The 21,809-nt window shown below is 72.1% G+C and carries 16 protein-coding genes; 11 read left to right on the forward strand and 5 right to left on the reverse strand.

Annotation, left to right across the window (positions count from 1 at the left end):
- Positions 1–71 precede the first annotated feature (71 nt).
- From I2501_RS17035 to I2501_RS17050, 4 genes are all read left to right on the forward strand, one after another.
- Positions 72–3,380, forward strand: coding sequence for a DEAD/DEAH box helicase (locus tag I2501_RS17035; RefSeq protein ID WP_196194896.1), 3,309 nt, complete (start codon positions 72–74; stop codon positions 3,378–3,380).
- Positions 3,377–4,045: a hypothetical protein gene (locus I2501_RS17040; RefSeq protein WP_196194897.1), complete on the forward strand. Its 669-nt coding sequence runs from the start codon at positions 3,377–3,379 to the stop codon at positions 4,043–4,045. Before I2501_RS17035 ends, I2501_RS17040 begins: the two co-directional genes overlap by 4 nt.
- Before the next feature lie 57 nt (positions 4,046–4,102).
- On the forward strand, positions 4,103–4,648 hold the full coding sequence (locus I2501_RS17045; RefSeq protein WP_196194898.1) for a TetR/AcrR family transcriptional regulator: 546 nt from the start codon (positions 4,103–4,105) through the stop codon (positions 4,646–4,648).
- Between the two features lie 103 nt (positions 4,649–4,751).
- A complete protein-coding gene (locus I2501_RS17050) occupies positions 4,752–6,314 on the forward strand; it encodes an MFS transporter (RefSeq protein WP_196195047.1) in 1,563 nt (520 codons plus the stop codon).
- Here I2501_RS17050 and I2501_RS17055 read toward each other — a convergent pair.
- Both I2501_RS17055 and I2501_RS17060 read right to left on the reverse strand, forming a co-directional pair.
- Positions 6,283–7,194, reverse strand: coding sequence for a transketolase family protein (locus I2501_RS17055; RefSeq protein ID WP_196194899.1), 912 nt, complete (start codon positions 7,192–7,194; stop codon positions 6,283–6,285). The two genes, I2501_RS17050 and I2501_RS17055, sit on opposite strands and share 32 nt — an antisense overlap.
- 39 nt (positions 7,195–7,233) lie before the next feature.
- Positions 7,234–7,962 carry a thiamine pyrophosphate-dependent enzyme gene (locus I2501_RS17060; protein WP_196194900.1) on the reverse strand — a complete coding sequence of 243 codons (729 nt, stop codon included), beginning with the start codon at positions 7,960–7,962 and terminating at the stop codon, positions 7,234–7,236.
- 56 nt (positions 7,963–8,018) lie between these two features.
- Here I2501_RS17060 and soxR point away from each other — a divergent pair, with 56 nt between their 5' ends.
- Entirely contained in the window at positions 8,019–8,510 is a 492-nt protein-coding gene (gene soxR, locus I2501_RS17065; protein WP_328806411.1) for a redox-sensitive transcriptional activator SoxR, read from the forward strand.
- 7 nt (positions 8,511–8,517) lie between these two features.
- Here the strand turns inward: soxR and dacB are convergent, their stop codons facing one another.
- Entirely contained in the window at positions 8,518–9,789 is a 1,272-nt protein-coding gene (dacB, locus tag I2501_RS17070; RefSeq protein ID WP_196194901.1) for a D-alanyl-D-alanine carboxypeptidase/D-alanyl-D-alanine endopeptidase, read from the reverse strand.
- Positions 9,790–9,923: 134 nt separating this feature from the next.
- Positions 9,924–10,841: a Gfo/Idh/MocA family protein gene (locus I2501_RS17075; RefSeq protein WP_196195049.1), complete on the reverse strand. Its 918-nt coding sequence runs from the start codon at positions 10,839–10,841 to the stop codon at positions 9,924–9,926.
- A gap of 266 nt (positions 10,842–11,107) precedes the next feature.
- Between I2501_RS17075 and I2501_RS40615 the strand changes: the two genes are divergently transcribed.
- The 6 genes from I2501_RS40615 to I2501_RS17120 all read left to right on the forward strand — a co-directional run bounded on the left by I2501_RS40615 (position 11,108) and on the right by I2501_RS17120 (position 18,626).
- On the forward strand, positions 11,108–13,855 hold the full coding sequence (locus I2501_RS40615) for a PKD domain-containing protein (protein ID WP_328806412.1): 2,748 nt from the start codon (positions 11,108–11,110) through the stop codon (positions 13,853–13,855).
- Positions 13,856–14,013: 158 nt separating this feature from the next.
- Complete coding sequence (locus I2501_RS17100) at positions 14,014–15,009, forward strand: ABC transporter ATP-binding protein (protein WP_196194902.1); 996 nt, start codon at positions 14,014–14,016, stop codon at positions 15,007–15,009.
- Positions 15,006–16,388: an ABC transporter permease gene (locus I2501_RS17105; RefSeq protein WP_236046524.1), complete on the forward strand. Its 1,383-nt coding sequence runs from the start codon at positions 15,006–15,008 to the stop codon at positions 16,386–16,388. The genes I2501_RS17100 and I2501_RS17105 overlap by 4 nt, the downstream gene beginning before the upstream one ends.
- Positions 16,389–16,498: 110 nt before the next feature.
- Positions 16,499–17,206 carry a Clp protease N-terminal domain-containing protein gene (locus tag I2501_RS17110; protein WP_196194903.1) on the forward strand — a complete coding sequence of 236 codons (708 nt, stop codon included), beginning with the start codon at positions 16,499–16,501 and terminating at the stop codon, positions 17,204–17,206.
- A gap of 56 nt (positions 17,207–17,262) precedes the next feature.
- Complete coding sequence (locus I2501_RS17115; RefSeq protein WP_328806413.1) at positions 17,263–17,661, forward strand: PPOX class F420-dependent oxidoreductase; 399 nt, start codon at positions 17,263–17,265, stop codon at positions 17,659–17,661.
- Between the two features lie 146 nt (positions 17,662–17,807).
- Positions 17,808–18,626, forward strand: a complete 819-nt coding sequence (locus tag I2501_RS17120) for a cutinase family protein (protein ID WP_215909700.1) — start codon at positions 17,808–17,810, stop codon at positions 18,624–18,626.
- 6 nt (positions 18,627–18,632) lie between these two features.
- Here the strand turns inward: I2501_RS17120 and I2501_RS17125 are convergent, their stop codons facing one another.
- Positions 18,633–21,755, reverse strand: coding sequence for an AfsR/SARP family transcriptional regulator (locus I2501_RS17125; protein ID WP_236046526.1), 3,123 nt, complete (start codon positions 21,753–21,755; stop codon positions 18,633–18,635).
- Positions 21,756–21,809: the final 54 nt, after the last annotated feature.

The raw sequence follows: 21,809 nt of genomic DNA on the forward strand, positions 1-21,809 counted from the left end.
GGCGAACGCCCCGTCGCCGGCAGCCGTGCCCCCGTCGCGGCTGCCGGTTCTGTTGTGAGCGGGGTTCTCGGATGTTGGCACTGCACGGCCTGTGGCGGGCGGACGGCCGCCTCGCCCTCTGGGCGGAGGACGCGGCAGCCTCCGGCAACTCCGGCAGTGCCACCAGTGCCACCAGCTCCGCCGGGCCCGGCGGCACCACGGCAGAGGGCATCCACCCGTTCGCCTCCTCCCCCGAGGCGCTGCGGGAGCTGCTCGGCGCGGTCGGCCCCGGCCTGGAGTGGCTGGCCGGACGCGCCGACGAGGACGACACCCGGCTGCTCCTCCCGACCTCGGAGGGCACGCCGCTCCCCTCCCCCGAGATCGCGTTCCCTGGCCCCTCGCGGGCACCCGCCCCGGCGGGACCGCTGCTCGCGCCCTGGCAGGTGCCCTCACTGCTCTTCGACGCCGACGAGGCGGCGCAGTTGCTCGGCGCGCTGCACGATCCGGAGCGCCAGGCCGTCCACCCGGACATCCCCGGACGCGGCCCGGTCGAGGTCGGCTACGGCGCGTCGCTGCGCTGGCTGACGGCCGTGCACGACCTGGCCTGGCGGCTGGTCGGCCGCGGCCGGGTCCTGCCCCGGGTGCACACCCGGATTGGGCTGACGCCCCCTCAGGCCGTCTGGACCCCGGCCCCGACAGCGGCGGACGCCTCCGAACTCGCCGCCCTCGCCGCCGCCTGCCCGGCCGCCTGCCGAGCCGAGGAGGGCCACCGTCGCGGAGCCGCAGGTCTGGCCGAGGAGTTGCTCGGCGTCCTTGTCGACCGCGAGGCCCGCGCGGTCCTCGCCGACGCCCGGCCGGCCTCGACGGATCCGCTGGCCGCCGCCCTCGCTTCGGACGACGGCACACTGCCCGAGCACGGCGACGACAGCAACGGCGCCAACGGTGACGACGTCGGCGGCAACGGCGCCGCGGACCGGTGGCAGGCGCTTGCCGACGCACTGCGTCCCGCCCCCGCCGCCGGACCGCTGCGGCTCGGCTTCCGCCTGGTCGAGCCGCAGGGCAGTGCTGCGGACGAAGGAAGCGCTGCCGACGAAGCGGGCGGGGACGACTCCGACGACCGGTGGTGGCTCGACCTGATGCTGGCCCCGGCCGACGAACCCGCGGGGCTCCTCACCGCCGCAGAGCTGTGGGCCGCTGGACCGGCCGCCCAGGTGCTGGCCTCCGCGGTCCCCGAGCCGGAGTCCGCCTTCGCGCTCGAGCTCTCCCGTGCCGCCCGTATCCATCCCCTGCTGGCCCCGCTCGCCGAGCAGGACCGCGCCCAGGGCTGCTGGCTGGACCGCGCCGACGCGCTGCGGTTCCTGCGCGAGGCCGCGCCCGCCCTGGGTGACGCGGGATTCCTGGTGCTGTTGCCCTCGTGGTGGCGTGAGCCGCCCGAGCTCGGCATGCTGCTGACCGCGCGGCCCGCCCAGGCCGGGGTGGTCGAGCGGGAGAGTCCCGTCGGCCGGGACGAGATGCTCGCCTTCCACTGGCGGCTCGCGCTCGGCGGTGAGCCACTCACCGCCGAGGAGTTGACGCAACTCGCAGGCGCCAAGGACACCTTGGTCCGGATCCGCGGCCGCTGGCTGGAGGCGGATCCGACCCGTCTGGACGCCGCCATCGCCTTCCTCGACCGCGCGGGCGAGGGGAAGATGGCCACCTCCGAGGTGCTGGCCCTGGTGCTCGACGCCCGCGAGCCGATCGGGCTGCCGGTTCTGGACGCCACCCACGAGGTCAAGGTCGAGGGGCAGCTGCGCGAGCTGGTCGCCAGAATCGGCGGTGCCTCCGATCAGCCGCAGGAGCCGGTGGACGTGCACCTGCCCGCCGAATTCCGCGCCGAGCTGCGCCCCTACCAGCGCGACGGCGTCGCCTGGTTGGCCTCCCTCGCCCACCTCGGGCTCGGCGCGGTCCTCGCCGACGACATGGGCCTCGGCAAGACCGTGCAGACCCTCGCCCTGCTCGCCGCCGAGTACGCGGGGTCGTCCGACGGCGGAGCCGCACCCCGGCCCGGCGCGCCCACCCTCGTCGTCTGCCCCATGTCCCTGGTCGGCAACTGGGAGCGCGAGTGCGCCAAGTTCGCGCCCGCGCTCCGCGTCCACGTGCACCACGGCGCACGACGCGGGGGCGCGGCGCACGTACGGGAGGCCGCGCTGGCGGCGGACGTGGTGATCACCACCTACGGCCTGGCCGCCCGCGACTTCGAGGCGCTGCGCGCCGTCCGCTGGCACCGGATCGTCGCGGACGAGGCCCAGGCCATCAAGAACGCGGCGACCCTCCAGTCCCGCGCGGTCCGCGCGCTGCCCGCCACGCACCGGGTCGCGCTGACCGGCACCCCGGTGGAGAACCGTCTCGCCGAGCTCCACTCGGTGCTGGACTTCGCCAACCCGGGTCTCTTCGGGACGGCCGAGCGGTTCAAGGAGCGCTACTCGGTGGCGATCGAGCGCAACGCCAGCGTCCGCGCCACCGCGCTGCTGCGGCAGCGAACCGCGCCCTTCGTGCTGCGCCGCCTCAAGACGGACCCCGCCATCGCCGCCGAACTGCCGAGCAAGCAGGAGATGACCGTCCTCTGCAACCTGACGGCGGAACAGGCCGCCCTCTACCGCGCGACGGTGACGCAGCTGCTCCAGCGGATCAAGGCGCTCGGCTACGGCCGCGACCTGGAGCGGCGTGGCATCGTGCTGGCGACCCTCACCCGGCTCAAGCAGATCTGCAACCACCCTGCCCAGTTCACCGGCGAGGGCAGACTCGTCGGCGGCGGACGCGGCAGTGGCGGACGCGGCGGCGCGGTCCGGCTCGCCGGGCGCTCCGGGAAGCTGGCGCGGCTGGAGGAGATCCTGGAGGAGGCGCTGGCCGAGGGCGACAGCACCCTCTGCTTCACCCAGTTCGCCCGCTTCGGCACGCTGCTCCAGCCCTATCTGCGCCGCCGTCTCGACTGCGAGGTGCGGTTCCTGCACGGCGGCGTCCCCGAGCGCGCCCGGCGCGAACTGGTCGACGCTTTCCAGGAGGACGACCGCCCGTCGGTCTTCCTGCTCTCGCTCAAGGCGGGCGGCACCGGGCTCAACCTGACCGCCGCCAACCAGGTCGTCCATGTCGACCGCTGGTGGAACCCGGCCGTCGAGGAGCAGGCGACCGACCGCGCCTACCGGATCGGGCAGCGCCGCGACGTGCAGGTGCGGCGGCTGGTGTGCGTCGGCACGGTCGAGGAGCGCGTCGACGAACTGCTCACCGCCAAACGCGCGTTGGCCGACGCGGTGGTCGGCGCGGCCGACCCGGGCGGCAACGCCCTTGACGTGCTGACGCATCTCGCCCCGGACGCCCTGCGCGAGGTGCTGACCCTGGCCGAGGAGGCGGTGAGCGAGCTGTGAACGCGTTGAGCTGGTCGCGGCGGTTCCTGGCGCGGGTCGAGTCGCTCGGCGTCGGCCTGCTCGCCGACCAGATGCGGGAGGCCGGCGGCTCGAAGCAGGTGCGGGACGTCTCCGTAGCTCCGGGAGCGGCGCGGGCCCGGGTGGGCGGCGTGGAGGTCTGGGCGGACCTGCTCGTCTTTGACGCGCAGCAGTGGGAGCAGGCGGAGACGGCGCTGCTCCCGGTCCGCGACCGGCTGCTGGCGGGCGAGGTCCCGCCCGACGTGGACGCGCTGCTCGCGCGGGTCGGCCTGCCGCTGCTTCCCGCGCAGGCCGCCGAGCTGACCCTGGACTGCGCCTGCGGCTACGACGCCGGTCCCTGCCGGCACCAGGCGGCGCTGCTGGGCGCGATCGCGCTGGCCTTCGACCACGACCCGTTCCTGCTGCTGCGCTGGCGCGGCCGCGACCGTGCCCGGCTCACGGCCCGGCTGCGCCGCGAACCCCGCCGGGTCGGCCCGGAGCCGCTCTCCCCCGGCTCGTTCTGGACCGAGCCCCGGCCCTACCCGAAGCCGACCCCGCAGCCCGCCGACCCGTCCCTCGACCAGACACCGCTGGACCGGCTGCCACCGTCGCTGGCCCGGACCCTGCGTCCGCTCTACCAGGCGCTCATCGAGCGGGACCGCGAATAGCGCGACATCACACGATCTCCTGAGACATCCGTGTCTCAGATGAGCTATCCTCTCTTCATGGCCACCGATCGCGACTCCGTCCTCATCGCCGCCGTCGCGCTGCTCTCCCGGCAGCCGAACGCGGCGATGGACGAGATCGCGCGCGCCGCCGGGATCAGCCGGGCGACGCTGCACCGCCTCTTCCCTGGCCGGGACGCGCTGATCCGCGAGATCGGCGCCTACGCCCTGGTCCGGATGGACGCCGCGCTCGACGAGGCCGCCATCGACGAGGGCGACCCGGTCGAGGCGTTCCGGCGGCTCGCCACGGCGTTGATCCCGGTCGCCCAGCTCACCGCCTTCCTGTCCGGCGAGAGCCGGCTCTTCGACGACACCGAGATCACCGACGCCTGGGACCGGATGGACGCCCGCGTGGCCGCGCTCTTCCTGCGTGGCCAGCAGTCCGGGGCCTTCCGGGTCGAGCTCCCCGCCGCCTGGCTCAGCGAGGCCTTCTTCGACCTGCTGGCAGGCATCGGCTGGGCCGTCGAGGACGGCCGCCTGGCCCCCAGGGACAGCATCCGCGCACTGACCGAGCTCTTCCTCGGCGGCGCGGAGCGCCGGGCCTGAACCGCTCCACCCGTTGCACCACCCCACAGACACAGCTCTTCCCCAAGGACACCGGATGCCCACGGATCTGACCGTTCCGCAGACCACCTCCGCCTACCGATATATGAACTCCAGCGCCCCGCGTCGGCGCTGGATCGCCCTCGGCGTGCTCGTGCTCGCCGTCCTGCTGGTGGCCGTCGACGCCACCGTGCTGGTGCTGGCCCTGCCGTTCATCAGCGAGAGCCTGAACCCCTCCTCCACGCAGCTGCTCTGGATCGGCGACAGCTACTCCTTCGTCATCGCCGGGCTGCTGGTCAGCATGGGCTCGCTGAGCGACCGCATCGGCCGTAGGCGACTGCTGCTGTACGGCTCCGCCGCCTTCGGCCTGGCCTCGCTGCTGGCCGCCTACGCGCCGAGCGCCGCCTGGCTGATCGCCGCCCGCGCCCTGCTCGGCGTCGCCGGGGCGACCATCATGCCGTCCACCCTGTCGCTGATCCGCTCGCTCTTCCCCGACGACAAGGAGCGCGCCCGCGCCATCGGCATCTGGGGCGCCGCGGCGACCGCCGGGGCCGCCGCCGGACCGCTGCTCGGCGGTGTGCTGCTGGAGCACTTCTGGTGGGGCTCGGTCTTCCTGATCAACATTCCGCTGGTGCTGGTGCTGCTGGTGCTCGGCCGCAAGCTGCTGCCCGAGTCGCGTGACCCGAAGCCGGGCGCGTGGGACATGGCCAGCGTGGTGCTGTCACTGGTCGGCATCATCGGCGCGGTCTACGCCGTCAAGGAGGCGGCCGTCGACGGCCCCGCCGGCCTGGGCCGCTGGGACGTCTGGGTGGCCGCCGTGCTCGGCGTGGGCTGCCTGGTCGCGTTCTGGCGTCGCCAGCTGCGGTTGCCAATGCCGCTGCTGGACGTCCGGCTCTTCGCCGAACGGCGGTTCACCGCCGCCGTCCTGGCCGCGCTGATCGCGTTGATCGGGCTGTCCGGCGTGGTGTTCTTCCTGTCGCAGTACTTCCAGCTGGTCCGTGGCTGGTCGCCGCTGCAGGCCGGGCTGGCCGACATGCCCGCGTTCGCCGGTTCCACCGTCGGCGCGCTGGTCGCCGCCTCGCTGGCCACCCGCCTCGGCTACCGCCGCGCGCTGGCGGCCGGGCTGCTGGCGATGGGTCTCGGCCTCGGCGCACTCGGCTGGATCGACGCGTCCACCTCCTACCTGCTGATCGGCACCGCGTTCGCGGCGGTCGGTCTGGTCGAGGGCGTGGTCTACGCGCTGTCGACCACGATGGTGCTGGAGTCGTCGCCCGCCGAGAAGGCGGGCGCGGGCCGCGCCCGGGCCCGGGGCGCCCACGGGGTGGGGCCCGCGCGGGGGCACGCCTTGGTGGGCACGGTGTTGACCGCCGTCTACCGCTCCGGCCTGGTCCTTCCCGCCGTGCTCCCGGCCGGGACCGACGCCGCCGCCCGCAATTCGCTGGGCGGAGCCGTCGAGGCCGCTCACCACTTGCCGGGCGCGAGCGGGGACATGCTCCTCGACACCGCCCGCCACGCGTTCGTCCACGGCATGAGCGTGGCCGCGTTCCTGGCCGGGGGCCTGCTGGTGGCGGCGGCCGTCCTCGTCTGGACGCTGCTGCGGCCGCGTCGCGACGCCGATCGCCGAACGGACGGCCGGACTACCGACGTGTCTTCGGCGCCCAGTCGGTGATCCGCTGCCGCAGCGAGCGGGCGTCCAGACCGTGCGCGGCGATGTGCTCCGCCATCGTCCCGTAGTGCCGCACCTCCTCCCGGGAGACGCCGAGGCCGAGCACCCGGTGCGCCCGGTCGCTGAGCGCCTCGGTCACGAACGGGACCGAGGTCCCGGCCAGGTACGGCTCGACCACGACGACGTCCGCGCTGCCGCGTCCCGCCAGGGCGGCGCGCAGCGTGACGGCGTCGAAAGGGCGGACGGTGGTGGCGTAGAGGACGGTCGCGTCCAGTCCCTCGGTCGCCGCCAGCACGTCGTCGAGGACCGGCCCGACCGCGACCACCACCGGGCCGCCCCCGCCCGGCACGCCCTCACGGACCGTCAGGAACCGTCCGGGGACGACCGGGCGGGCGACGGCGTTGCTCTGCGCGGACAGCCGCACGTAGACCAGCCCGTCCCCGGCCGCAGCGTCGCGGAGCAGCACCTCGGCCTCGTCCGGATGCCCGGGGACGTGCACGGTCCAGCCCGGCAGTGTGTCGAGCAGGGCCACGTCCCCCGGCGACATGTGCGTGCGCCCGCCGGCGGGCCAGTCGTACGAACCCAGCGCACTGACCAGGACCGCACCGACGCCCTGGTGCCCGAGGTCCAACTTGACCTGCTCAAAGGGCCGTTCGACCAGAAAGCTGCCGAAGGTGTGCGCGATCGGCCGGATCCCGGTCAGGGCCAGCCCGCCGGTCACCGAGACCAGGAGCTGTTCCCTGATCCCGACGTTGACCACCCGGTCCGGGTGGGCCTCGGCGGCAGCGCCGAAGCTGGCGGCGGAGATGTCCGCGAGGACGACGGCGACCCTGGGGTCCTCGTCGAGCAGGGCACTGGCGGTGGAGATGAAACGGTCACGCATGATGACAGGACTCCTTGATGAAAGGGAGCGAAGCAGGGGTCAGTTCTTGGGCTCGACGACCGCGACGACGGCGTGCGGACGGCCGGGATGCGGAGCGGTGAACGCCGCGTACAGCGCGTCGTGGTCACGGCCGTCGACGGTCGTGGTGGACCAGCCCGCGGTGGCGAAGTGGGAGGCGATACCGCCGTACCACCCGTGCGTGGCGGACTGGTTGTCGATCACCACCGTGTGCAGCCGGTCCAGTCCCGCCGCTCCCGCGTAGGCGATCGCCTCGTGGTTGCTTCCCTCGTCCAGCTCGGCGTCGCCGATCAGCACCCAGACCGCCGGGTCCAGCAACCCCTGCGCCCGCAGCCCGAGCGCGGTCCCCACGCCGAGCGGCAACCCGTGGCCGAGCGAGCCGCTGCCGATCTCCACGCCGGGGACCAGAGTCCGGTCCGGGTGGTGGCCGAGCACCGAGTCGTACTGCCCGAAGGTGTCGAGCAGCGCCGGGTCGAGGAACCCCTTGGCGGCGAGCACGGCGTAGTAGGCCATCGGGCCATGGCCCTTGGAGAGCAGGAACCGGTCCCGGCCCTGGTCCGCGGCCGTCTCGGGGGCGACCCGCAGCACGCGGTCGTAGAGGACCCAGAGGGCGTCCAGCGTGGAGCTCGCCGCCGGGCCGTGCTTCTCTGCCCCGGTCATCAGGGACATCAGGCCGTGCAGGTGGTCGAGGTCGTGGGAGTCGCGCAGGGCGTGCCGGTCGCGAACGGGATTCTCTGTGGTCAGCGTCATGCGACTAGGCTGCAACTTCAAGCGGACTTGAAGTCAAGCGCGTGGGAGGCGACGAAGTGACCAAGCCCGAGGACCGCCCTTCCGGAGACCGACTGCCCAGCGACCGACTGACCATCGGCGAACTGGCGGCGCGCAGCGGGCTGGCGACCTCGGCGCTGCGCTACTACGAGCAGCTCGGGCTGATCAGCTCCGAGCGCACGGCCGGGGGCCAACGCCGCTACCACCGTGCGATACTGCGCCGGCTCGCCTTCGTCCGGGCGGCCCAGCGGGTCGGTCTGTCGCTGGACGAGGCCCGCGAGGCGCTCGCCCGGCTGCCGGAGGACCACGCGCCCAAGGCCGCCGACTGGGCCCCCGTGGCCCGTACCTGGCAGCGCAGGATCGACGCCCAGATCGCCGAACTGCAGCTGCTGCGGCGCAAGTTGGGCGGCTGTATCGGCTGCGGCTGCCTGTCGCTCAAGAAGTGCGGCCTCTACAACCCCGACGACTCGGCCGCCGACCGCGGCCCGGGCGCCCGCTACCTCCTCGGCGACACACCGTCGACACCCTGAGGCGCGTTCACATACAGCCCTCGACCGTGGCGGCCAGCGCGTCCTCGGCGTTGCGGGCCGCAGTCAGGTTGGGCTCGTCGTTCTCGACGAAGGAGAAGGCCTTCCAGCGCCCGTCCTTGCCCCGGGTGATGCCCGCCAGCGCGATCGCGTTGTACAGCGAACCCGTCTTCGCGTCGACCCTGCCCTTGGCGCAGTCGGTCGGCCAGGACGTGAACCGCCCGTACGCCGGGCCGAGGGTGCCGTCCACGCCCGCCACCGGCAGTCCCCAACGGATGGGCCACAGCTCGGAGTTGTAGCGCGCGTCGACCGCGAGCGAGGCGAGCTTCGTCAGCGCCTGCGGCGTCATCCGGTCGTCCTGGGAGAGTCCACTGGCGTCGTACATCACCACTCCGCCCAGCGGCACGCCGTAGCGGGCCATCGCCGTCCGCACCGCCCGGGTCGCGCCCTGCCAGTCGGCGGGCAGGCCCTCGGCCAGCGCGGTCAGCCGGGCGAAGCCCTCGGCGTTGTCGTTGTCGCTCTCCTTGAGCATGTACTCGATCTCGGACGCGAGCGACGGCGAGGTGTGCGCGGCCAGCGTCACCGCGCCGCGCGGCGCGGTCGCGTGGGCGGCCCCGGTGGTGGTCACTCCGTGGCCGCGCAGTCCGGCGGCGAAGATGTTCCCCGCCTCCAACGCCGTGTCCATCACCCGCTCGCCGACCACCGCGAGCGCGCGCACCGGCGCGACCTCGCTCGGGTAGTAACCGCTCGGCCAGCCGGGCGAGAGCGCGGGCGCCGGGAAGAGCGAGTCGTCGACGCGCAGCGTGACGCCGGTGAGATGCCGCGCCTTCAGCGCGGACGCCGTCGTGGCGGCGAGCGCGTCGAGGTCGGCGGAGGTGAGGTGCTGGTCGCCGCCGCCGACCAGGTAGACCGTGCGGCCGGAGAGCACCACCCGGGTGCTCTCCGTGTGCCGCGTGCCCAGCACGGTCAGCGCGGCAAGTGCCGTGGCCAGCTTGGACGTCGACGCGGGCCGCAGTGCCTCGCCCGCGTTCCGGGACCAGACCACCTGCCCGCTGGCGACGTCCACCACCACCCCGCCCGCCACCGCTCCGAGCGCGCCGGGGAACCGGTGGCTGAGGTCGCGCGCCATCGCCTGGTCCTGCGGCGAGAGCGTCGCGCCCGCCGCGGTGGCGGTCGTCGTCCCGACCGCCAGCGCGGACAGCGCGGCGATCGCGGTGACGCAGGCGCGCCGCAGCGCGTGACGAGGCAGCACGGGACGCGGCAGCGCGGGACGAGACAGCACCGGACGAGACCGTGGCATGAATCCCCCTGTGGCAACGGAGCGACCAGTTGCGGCGAACCGTCCAAAAGCATGCCAGGGAACTACATCTGACGGTAGATCACCTCATCAGCACCCGCCCCGTCAGCGGCGCCCCGTCACCGCGCGCCCTCGATCCGGCGCACGATCTCCTCGCACAGCTCGTGCGTGCGCAGAGCGTCGCGTCCGTCGAGGAGCTTGCCCGCGCGGACGGCGTCGAGGAAGGCGAGGACCGCCTGCTCGATGCCGCGCTGCCGGGCGACGGGAATCCAGTCGCCGCGACGGGTGACGGTCTGGCCGCCGCCGCTCCGACCCGAATCGTGGTGGATCACCTCCGCCAGGTTGACGACCGCGCGCTTGGTGTCGCTTCCGGAGACCTCCAGCACCTCCTCCGTCGACCCGCTGGCGCGGTTCATGATCCCGAGCGCGGTGAAGCCGTCCCCGCCCAGCGTCAGCACGAGGTGCTCCACCAGGCCGTCCCGGCACCGGGCCCGCACGTCCACGTGCTCGATCTCGCCGGGGACCAGGTACCGCAACGTGTCGACCACGTGCACGAAGTCGTCGAAGACCAGCGTGCGCGCCGCCTCCGCCAGGCCCACCCGGTTCTTCTGCAGCACGATCAGGTCCCGCGGGCTCTCCTTCGCCCCCACGTAGCCCGGGGCGTGGCGGCGGTTGAACCCCACCATCAGCGACCGCCCCCGACGCTCCGCCAGTTCGACCAGGCGGCGGGCGCCCTCCACCGTGTAGTCCAGCGGCTTGTCCACGTACACGTCGACGTCGGCCTCCAACAGCCGCTCCACGATCGGCACATGCTGGTCCGTGGACGCGTGCACGAACGCCGCCCCGATGCCACTGTCGATCAACTCGCCGAGGTCGGTGAACCGGTGGCCGGGCGCGACGCGGTAGGCGTCGCCCAGCCGCTCCACCTTCGCCCGGTCCCGCGTCATCAACCGCAGGTCCAGCCCCGGAAGCGCGCCCAGCACCGGCAGGTACGCCTTCTGCGCGATGTCGCCGAGACCGATCACACCCACCGGAATCAACTCGTCGAAAGCGAAGGAATCGGGCATCTGCACTCCAGATCTACCGGGCGATCATCAGCGGCCCACCCTACGTGCATTTCCCGCCCGGATCCGAGATCCAAAAGCCGCCGAACCTTCCGACAACAGGGAACGAACGCGAGACGAAAAGGCCCGGATCTCACAAAAATCTACGCGCATCTACTTGCCCGGCGGTCGATCCCCGGTGACCATACGGACGGTGGTTGAGTGACCATGCACGTTCAACGTGCGGAGGGGAATCACAAATGAAGAAGTGGAAGAAAAGATCGGCGAGTGTGGCGTTAGTCGCCACCATCGCGCTGGGTGGGGCCTCGCTGGCCACGGTCGCGGGAGCCGGCGGGTTCCCGACGACCGGCGTCGGCTCGTGCACCCTCAGAGGGTTCAACCCGACGACGAGCCCGACCAACGGCGCGAATCTGCCGATCGGCAAGCGCCCGATGACCTACAAGCCGGACGACGTCGACTGCTCCCACGCCGTCTTCGCCGCGCCCGGCGTGGAGTTCGCGAAGTTCCCGCAGCCGAAGAACTTCAAGATCACTGACAAGACCGTCGAGCAGAAGGTCGGCGCCCAGAAGACGATCGTCGGGAAGCCCGCCGCGGCGGTCAACCCGTTGGCACCGTACTTCCCGCCGTTCCAGCACTTCGTGATCATCTATCGCGAGAACCACACCTTCGACGACTACCTCGGCGACTGCGCGACCACGATCGCGGCCGGCTGCAACGGGCAGGTGGAGAGCACCAACCACATCAGCTCCGTGCCGGACCTCCACTCGCTGGCCAAGAACTACGCGCTGTCCGACTCGTACAGCACCGGCGTCCAGCCGCCGTCCGGCCCCAACCACTGGTTCCTGTTCTCGGGGCAGTCCTCGTCCAGCAGCCAGCAGCAGTCGTACCCGTCGACCGGCACGGAGTTCGACCGCTTCCTGCAGAGCGACTCCGGGCCGACGGACGAGGGCACCAACGCCTGTACTCCGCCGTCCGGCTCCAGCAGTGGCACCAGCCCGTACACGTTCATCATGAACGGCGACATCTACTGGATGCTCAACAGCGGCAGCGGCTACTGGAAAAACCCGGGCGACGGCAAGGTCGAGGTCCTGCCGCCGAACCGTCCGGGGACGACCATCCCGGAGGAGCTGCACACCACCGAGTACACCTGCAACAACCAGAGCATCCCCGACAGCACGGTCTCCAGCGACTACCTCAACTTCGTCAACCAGTACGGGATGCCGGCGTACAACTACGTCGAGCTGTTCAATGACCACCCGGGTACGTACCAGGACATCCCTGGCAACGACACGGCGACGAACAACATCGTCACCTCGATCATGAGCAACCCGACGTACAAGAACAACACGCTCATCATCGTCACCGAGGACGACACCCAGAACGGCAGCAACGGCGCGGACCACGTCAGCAACACCTACCGCGTGCCCCTGCTGGTCATCGGGAACCCGGCGTACGTCAAGCAGCACTACGTCTCGCACGTCGCGTACACCACCGCCAACGTGCTGGCGGCGATGGAGCGCACGATGGAGAACGTGCACTCCGGCGTCATCAATCCGAGCGACAGCCTGGGCGCGTCCACGTTCCCGATGACGACGGCCGACCAGTCGGCGCTCGGCGACCCGCTGGAGGACTTCTGGGTCCAGGGCGCGACTCCTCTGTCCGCGAGCGCCACGGGGTCCCCGACCACCGGCAACGCCCCGCTGACCGAGAACTTCACCGGTTCGGCCACCGGCGGCACGGCCCCGTACACGTACAGCTGGAACTTCGGCGACGGGACCACCAGCACCACCCAGAACCCGAGCCACACGTACAGCGCGGCGGGCACCTACACCGCGACGCTGACCGTCACCGACAGCGCCTCCCCGGCCAACACCGCGACGTCGCAGGTGACGACCACGGTCAACGCCGTCGGCAACCCGCTGGCAGCCACCGCCTCGGCGACCCCGACCTCCGGTCAGGTCCCGCTGAACGTGGCCTTCACCGGCACCGGCACGGGTGGCACCCCCGGGTACACCTACAGCTGGAACTTCGGTGACGGGACCACCAGCACCTCGCAGAACCCCAGTCACTCCTACAGCACCGCGGGCACCTACACCGCGACGCTGACCGTCACCGACAGCGCCTCCCCCGCCAACACCGCGTCCTCGACGGTGACCATCACCGCCGACCCGATCGCGGCGACGGCACCGGGCGCGCCCACCGGCCTGAAGGGGACCGCAGGAACCGGGCAGGTCTCACTGAGCTGGACGCCGCCGACCAACACCGGCGGCGAGAACATCACCTCGTACAAGGTCTACCGCGGCACGTCCAGCGGCACCGAGTCGCTGCTGACCAGCGGCGGCTGCAGCGGTCTGGGCGCGGTGACCTCCTGCACCGACAGCGGTCTGACGGCCGGTCAGACCTACTACTACACGGTCACCGCGGTGAACGGCGTGGGTGAGGGCGCGCAGAGCAACGAGGCGTCCGCCACCCCCACCGGCAGCACGGGCTGCACGGCCGCTCAGCTGCTCGGCAACCCGGGCTTCGAGAACGGCGCGTCCAACACCTCCCCGTGGACCGTCACCTCGACGCACAGCCCGACCGAGGTGATCAACAGCAACAGCATCGAACCGCCGCACAGCGGCACCTACGACGCCTGGCTCGACGGCTGGGGCAAGACGACCACCGACACGGTGGCCCAGACCGTCACGCTGCCGACCGGCTGCAGCAGCTACAACTTCAGCTACTGGCTGCACATCGACACGGCCGAGACGTCGACGTCCACCGCCTACGACACCCTCAAGGTGCAGGTGCTCAACAGCTCCGGCACCGTCCTGGGCACCCTGGCCACCTACTCCAACCTCAACCACAACACCGGATACGCGCAGCACAGCGTCAGCCTGGCGTCGTACGCCGGACAGCAGGTGACGCTGAAGTTCACCGGCTCCGAGGACTCGGAGTACCAGACCTCGTTCGTGCTCGACGACACCGCGCTCAACGTCAGCTGAGCCGGACAGGTCGGACGAGCCGGACAGGTCGGCTCTGATCGCGTAATCCGCCGGGTGGTGCACTTCGGTGCGCCACCCGGCACTTCGACATCAGTTGGGCTGGGACATCAGCTGGACTCCGACATCAGCTGCGAGGCGGCTGAGGGATGGATGGACGCATGGAAACCCCCGTCGCGGTGAAGGGCCGCGGCATCACCAAGGTCTTCGGTGATGTCGTCGCGCTCGACCACGTCGATGTGAGCATGACGCAGGGTCAGATCCACGGCCTGGTCGGCCCGAACGGCGCCGGCAAGACCACCCTGCTGGGCCTGTTGCTGGGCCTGGCCGTCGCCGACGAAGGACATCTGGAAATCCTCGGCGCTCCAGTCGGACGCCAACTGGCGGCGCCTGACGGTGTCTCCGGTTTCGTCGACGGCCCCGGCCTCTATCCCACGCTCACCGCCAGGCAGAACCTCGCGACGCTCGTCGCGCTGCGCCCCGACGACGCGCCCGCAGGGGGAGTCGAGGAGACCCTGGAAGAGGTCGGCCTCATCGACGCCGCGGACGAGAAGGTCCGCGGCTTCTCCCTGGGCATGCGCCAACGGCTGGGCCTGGCAGCGGCGTTGCTGACGAAGCCGCGGCTGCTGGTGCTCGACGAGCCGTCCAACGGCCTGGACCCGGTCGGCAAGAAGCACGTGCACGGCGTGCTCAACCGGCTGGCCGCCGAGGGCGTCACGGTCGTGATGTCCAGCCACCGGATGGACGACCTGGAGGCGCTCTGCTCCGAGGTCACCATCCTGTCCACCGGACGTGTGGTCTTCTCCGGACCGGTGTCGAAGCTCTCCGACGACAACCGCGAACTCGACTACCGACTGCGCACGTCGGACCCGTCCGCCGCCCGCACGGTCGCTGCCGGAACGCCCGGCGTCAGCATCGTCCAGGGTGACGGCATCGTCCAGGGCGGCGGCGACGTGCTCGTCGTCCGGGCGCGGGTGGCGGCCGTGGACGCACTCGTGGCCCGGCTGGTGCGCGAGGACATCGCGCTGCGCGAACTGGCGCCCGTCGTCTCGCCGCTGGAAGCGGCGTTCCTGGCCCTGACCGAGCAACTCTCCCCCGCACCGCAGTCCGAGGGCACGGAACAACTCGCCGCCGCAGAGCAGGAGGCCGACCGATGACCACGACCGTCGCCGACGCCGAGGCTCCCGACAGCGGGGCCCCCGCCACCGGGCCGACCGGCGCAGCGGGCGCGCGCCCGGTCGCCGTGGCCCGCATCCTCCGCTTCGAGCTGGTCAAGCAGTTCTCCGCCTGGCGGGTGCGTCTGCTTGTCGGGCTGTGCTGGCTCGGTCCCGGGCTGCTGGTCTTCGCGGTCGACCAGCAGGGCACGCTGCCGTCCGACACCCTGTTCGGCCGGTGGATGCACGCCACCGGGTGGGCCGGGTCGCTGGTGGTGCTCGGCTTCTCCGGCACCTGGGCGCTGCCCCTGGTCACGTCCATGGTCGCCGGCGACGTGTTCTCCTCCGAGGACCGGCTGGGCACGTGGCGCCATCTGCTCGTCGCGGTCCGCTCCTACCGGCGCATCTTTGCGGCCAAGGCGCTCGCCAGCGTCACCGTGATCGGGCTGCTGGTGGCGGGCCTGGCTTTCTCCAGCATCCTCGGCGGGCTGCTCGCGGAGGGGAACCAGCCGCTGGTCGGCCTGGACGGCCACCTGCTCACCGGCGGGGACGCGGCCGTCCGGGTCCTGCTGTCGTGGGTGTGCGTGCTGGCGCCGACCCTCGCGCTCGCGGCCATCGGGCTGCTCGGGTCCGTCGCCCTCGGCAAGTCCCCGATGGGCCTGCTCCTGCCGATGCTCGCCGCCCTCGGGATGCAGGTGGCGCAGATGCTGCCGCTGCCGGTCCCGGTGCGCCTCGCGCTGCCCGGCTACGCCTTCATCTCCTGGAACGGCCTCTTCACCGAGCCCCAGCAGCTCGGACCGCTGCTGATCGGCATCGGGGTCAGCCTGATGTGGGCGGTCGTCTCGACGGCGCTGGCCTACCTGCTCTTCCTACGCCGGGACTTCACCAACCTCAACAACGACGGCGCCGGACGCCGGGTCCTCACCCTGGGCGCGCTCCCGCTCGCCGGCCTGCTGGCCGCGACGGTCGGCGTCGTCGCCGTGACGACCGGGACGAGCGGGTCCGGCATCACCCAGACCAAGGTGCAGAACTCGGTGGCCACGGTCTTCACCCACCTCTACCCGTACCAGCAGCGGGAGATGCGGCAGCCTCCGGTGACCGAGGCGCAGTTGCAGACCACCGCGAGCTGCGACAAGAGCGAGGGACTCGGGGCGCAGCAGGGGCCGGGCAACGACTGGCGCTGCACGGTCTCCTGGGTTGTCGGCAGCTCCGGCGTCACCGCCCAGGCCATCTACCAGCTCAACGTCACCGCGAACGGCCGGTACGAGGCCGACGGGGACGGTCCGGTGCAGGTGAACGGCTACTTCCTGATCGTCGCGGGCGGAAAGGTGGTGCCGAACCCGCTCTGGCAGTTCGACGGCAACGTCGATCTGCTGCACTGACCTGCCGGACCGAGACCTGCTGCGCTGGTCCCGCAGTGCAAACCGCTGCACCGATCGGCGACCGTCAATTTCCTCTTGACGGTCGCCGACCGTCAACTTAGTCTTGACGCATGAGCCCACTCGACATCAGCCTCGCCGACCTGATCGCCCGCCTCGACGAGGAGCTCCCCGCCGCCAACGAACTGACCCGCATCAGCGAGGCACGGCTTCGCGCCCAGACCATGTCCGACCTCGGCGACCAGCTCGTCGACCACTACGTCAGCCAGGCCAGGCAGGCCGGGGCGTCCTGGAGCGAGATCGGCGACGCGATCGGCGTCTCCAAGCAGGCCGCCCAGCAGCGCCACACCCCCGCCGCGTTCGAGCGGTTCACCAACCTGAACCGGCACGGCATCGTGCTGGCCCAGGAGGCCGCCCGCACCCACCGGCACGACGCCATCGGTACCGACCACCTCCTGCTCGGCCTGCTCGGCGAACCGCGCGGCCTGGCCTACGAGGTGCTGGTCGCCAAGGCCGGCTCGGAACAGGCCGTCCGGGACGCGATCGAGGCCGCGATGCCGCCCGCCGGGAAGAAGCCCGCCCGGGGAGGTCACATCCCGTTCCGCCCGGAGGGCAAGCAGGCCATCGACCACGCGCGCCAGGCGGCGGCCGATCTCGGCCACGACTGGGTCGGCACGGAGCACATGCTGCTCGGTCTGATCCGCACCGAGGAGGGCCCGGCCGCGCAGATCCTGCACAGCCTCGGCTTCACCCCGGAGGAGCTGCAGGAGATGGTCAAGGCCGCAATCACCGCACGACTGGCCGCGCGCGCCAAGCCGTGACGCATGGCCAGGCGTGCCGCACGGTCGGACGATGACGCCCCGGTAGCCTTGGCCGGGTGACCGCACTCGACCCGAGCACCCTGGACGCGCTGACGCGCGCCCGCTACGTCAGCCTCACCACCTACCGCAAGGACGGCACGCCCGTGGCCACCCCGGTGTGGCACGTGATGGACGACGGCCTGCTGTACGTCTGGACCGAGGCCGGCTCGTGGAAGGTCAAGCGGCTGCGCCGGGACCCCCGGGTCAAGGTCGTGGTCTGCGACGTTCGCGGCCGCATCGCTCCCGGCGCGGCGGAGGCGGTGGGCACCGGCCGACTGCTCGACGCCGAGGGCATCGAGAAGGTGCGCCGCCTGCTGGGCCGCAAGTACCTGATGGCCCGTCTGGGCCACATGTACTCCTCCCTGACGGGCAGGCGGCGCCGCCATCCCATCGCGGCACTGGAGATCACCTTCTGACGAGACGTCAGCGATGGGTGTCAGGAGGCCAACAAGGCTCCTGCGACCGCGAGTCATCGGTATTTCATCAGGATGCGAACAACCGCGCCTAACGTCAGTTGCGTTCGTTGCCAGGCACGTCCACAAGGCCATGAGGAGATCCGGCAATGTCGCAAACGAGCAGGACGGCGCGTGTTGTTCGCACCGCGGTGATGACGGCGGCGCTCGCGGTCGGCACCGCCGTCGCGTTCCCCGGGGGCGCGCAGGCGGACAGCGCGGGGCACGTCTACATCGAGGTCGGCGGCACCGGCGCCACCACCGCCACTCCCTCGTGCCCCACCACCACCTCCTCCTACAACAGCGTGAACGGCGCTCTCCCGGCCGGATCGCAGGCGGTCGAGGTTTGCTACCCGGCCACGGCCGGCCCGATCCTCGGCTTCCACGGCCCGCTCATCTCGCTCAACCCGCTGCAGGTCAACCCCGACGCCCTCACCGCGCCGAGCTACGACGCCAGCGAACAGGCCGGCTACCAGGCGGCGTTGAAGGCCGCGGAGGACGCCCACAACGCCAACCCCGGCGCGCGCATCACCATCACCGGCTACTCCCAGGGCGCCGAGGTCGCGGACCAGGTGCTCCAGACGATCGCGAGCGGCAGCACCGGGATTCCGCGGTCCCAGGTCGACGGCATGCTCTACGCCGACCCGATGCAGCCGGGCACCGGCGTCGTGTCCAACATCCCCAAGGGCCTTGGCATACCCGGGGTCGCCACCTCCCCGGGCGCGGGACCGGCGGAGTTCAACGGCATCCCGGTCGCCCGGTACTGCATCCACGGCGACTTCATCTGCGACGCCAACCTCACGACCGTGCAGGGCTACTTCACCATCCACGGGGACTACCCGATGGCCGGCAACGTCATCGCCCAGACCCTCGCCCAGGACGGCCAGGACGGGGTCTTCTGGCGCAACACCAGCGGCGGCCCCGCGTAGGTCGCCTCAGGGCCTCCGGGGCTCACCGCCTCCGAAGCCGCCGAGGCCGTCCAGCGCGCGGGAGATCCGCGCGCGGTTGGCCTCGGCGGCGGGGAGGCCGGTGGCCCTCTCGAAGAAGTCGCGCGAACCGGAGCGGTCCTCGGCCACCGCGCCCTGCCAGAGCATCCGGTGGCGGATCGCGATCTCCGACTCCGTGCCGGTCTCCTCGTCGAGCAACGCACGTGACCGGCACCGGAGTTCGGCGGCAGCCTGCGGGTTGCCCAGCTTCACCTCGGCCTCGGCCAGCCGTCCGAGGACGGCGGAGTACAGGGGGACATCCCCGAGACGCCGGGCCAGATCCTCGGCTTTCCCGAGGGTGCCCGCCGCCTCGGCCGGCCGGCCGAGGTCGAGTTGGAGACCGCCGAGACGGAGCAGGGTCTTGCCGAGAAGCCGGGGACTGCCGTTCCGCTCGGCAAGGGCGATCGCCTCCAGATAGCGGGCGTTCGCCTTGTCGTGCTCGCCGAGTTGGTGGTGCACGTCCCCGGCTCGGGTCATGATCGATCCCACAAGCCAGTCGTCGTGGGCCAACTCCCCCGACAGACTGATGACTTCGGCGAAGTGCGACATGGACTCGGCTATCTGCCCGGCCAGGTTGGCGAAGGTCCCGAGACCGGCCGAGGCCCTGGCCTGCTCGTGCGGGTCGCCCGCCCGGCGGCTGATGTCCAGCGCCTCGGTGAACCAGGTACGAGCCGGCGCGTAACGGCCCTGCAGCCCGTACATGATGCCGAGTCCGGTGCGCAGCGCGGCAGCGGCCCGCAGGTCTCCGGCTCGGTCGTCTCCACCACCGTCGACTCCGGCACCGTCGTCTCCGGCACCGTCGACCAGCGGCACCAGCAACTCCAGCGCCGTGCGGCACTCGTGGAACCTGCCCTGCCGGGTGAGGTAGTCGACCAGACCCTCGGCGATCCGGCAGGCGTCGTCGAGATGACCCGTGGCCGCCGCCTGGCCGACCACGTCGACAAGTTCACCGCCTGCCGCGTCCAGCCAGTTCGTGGCCTCCTCCCAGTCCGCGAAGGGCCGGGTGCCCTGCGGGCCGGTCCGCAGCGCCGGGTTGCCCCAGTCGCTCGCGGAGTGGGCCGCCGCCACATAGAGCCCGAACACGCCGCTCCGGGCGGCCGTGGCGTCGGCAGGTGATGTCATGTCAGGTGACGCTGCGTCAGGTGGAGCCGTGGTACGTGATGTCGTCGCGATCCGGCGGGCGTAGACCGCCACCAGGTCGTGCAGCCGGTAGCGCTCGGCGGCCACCCGCTGCACCAGGCTCGCGTCGGCCAGGCTCTCCAGCGCGCGTCCGGCCTCGCCGGGCGTCCCGCCGAGCAGGGCGGCCAGCGTCAGCCGGTCCAGCCGCACGGTGGGTGACAGGCCCAAGGCACGGAAGGCGCGCTGTTCGGCGGCAGGGAGCTGGTCGTAGGAGACCTGGAAGGCGACCTCGACGCTGCGGTCCTCCGCCGCGAGTGCGTCGAGTCGGCGCTCGTCGTCCGCGAGTTGGGCCACCAGCGCCTCCACCGCCCACAGCGGACGATCTTGGATCCGCGCCCCGACGATCCGTAACGCCAGCGGCAGCCGGTCGCACAGCGCGGCCAGTCGGCGCACGGCGGCGTCCTCGCGCTCTGCCTCCCGAGCGTCCCGTGCGTCCCGTGCGTCCTCGCCACCGGACGTGCCGCCGACGATGCGGGCGAGCAGTCCGGCCGCGTCCTCCATGCCCAGGGGCGTCAGCGAAAGCCTGCGGTCCGCGTCCAGCCCCGTCAGCCGCCGACGGCTGGTCACCAACACCATGCTGCCGGAACCGGCGGGCAGCAGCGGTCGCACCTGCTCGGCGCGGGCGGCGTCGTCGAGCACCAGCAACAGCCGCAGCGACGCCGTCGCCGCCCGCCACGAGGCGGCCAACTCGTCAAGATCCTCGGAGTCCTCGCCCTCACTGGCTCCCACCGCCCGCAGCAGTCGCCGCAGTACGCGGTGCGGGCCCGCCGCCTCACGCCGCTCACGGCTCTCCCGGTTCTCCCGGCCATCACGGCTCTCGCGGTTCCCGTGGAGTTCCACGAACAGGCAGCCGTCGGGGTACTCGTCCCGCAGCGTGCGGGCCGCGCGCACCGCCAGGGCGGTCTTCCCGACCCCCGCCATGCCGTCCACGACGCGGACGGTCACCCCCCGCGCGGCGGCGGGTGCCACGAGCAGGTCGAGCTCCCTTTCCCGGCCCGTGAAGTCGCCGATCTCGACGGGCAGTTCGTGCCGCGCCCGGCGCTTGGGCCGCGTGGCGAGACCCGGTTGCCGGGGCCCGCTCGCGTCACCGCGGAGGACCGCCTCGTGGACGCGACGCAGTTCGGCACCGGGCTCCACGCCCTGCGCGTCCACCAGCCGACGGCGCGTCGCGGCGTAGACGTCCAGTGCGTCGGCCTGCCGGTTGCCCGCGTGCAGGGCACGCATGAGCAGGGCGGCCAGCGCCTCGTTGTGAGGGTGGGTCGCCGTCAGCGAGAACAGCTCCGCGACCACCTCGGCGTGCCGACCCAACCGGAGTTGGCAGTCGGCCTTGTCCTGGACCACCAGCAGCCGGTGCTCCGCCAGCCGCAGCCGCTCCCCCTCCGCGAACGGCCCGGGGATTCCGGCCAACGGCTCGCCACGGAACAGCCCCAGCGCCGTGGACCACACGCCCACCGCGGCGTCCAGGTCTCCGGCCTCCCGCGCCGACCGGCCTTCGGCTGCACGCTCCTCCCAGCGCGCCACGTCCAGGCACGCGTTGCCCGGCGCGAAGCGATATCCGCCGCGCACGCTGTCGATGACGGAGTCCGCCGGGTCCGTACTGCGCGGCGTGCTCACTTCCTCGTGACGGGCGTCCAGGCGCCGGCGCAGCCGGTACACGTAGACGGGGACCACCCGGTCGCCCGAGGCAGGGGGTTCCGAACCCCACACGTCGTCGAGCAGTTGCCGCCGACTGACCGTCCGTCCTGCTCTCAGCAGCAGAGCCGCCAGGACGGCCTGTTCCCGAACCGGCCCGAGTTCCAGATCCGCCTCGCCTCGCCAGGCCTGGAGCGGTCCGAGCAGGGCGAATCGCAGTCGCTGATCGGCGTCCGCGGACAACTCGCACGTCATCGGCATTTATTGAGCTTAGGTGGGGCTTCCGGCCCATCTCGGCGACCGTCACAGAACCTG

Source organism: Streptacidiphilus fuscans (assembly GCF_015690355.1).
Classification (GTDB): Bacteria; Actinomycetota; Actinomycetes; order Streptomycetales; family Streptomycetaceae; genus Streptacidiphilus; species Streptacidiphilus fuscans.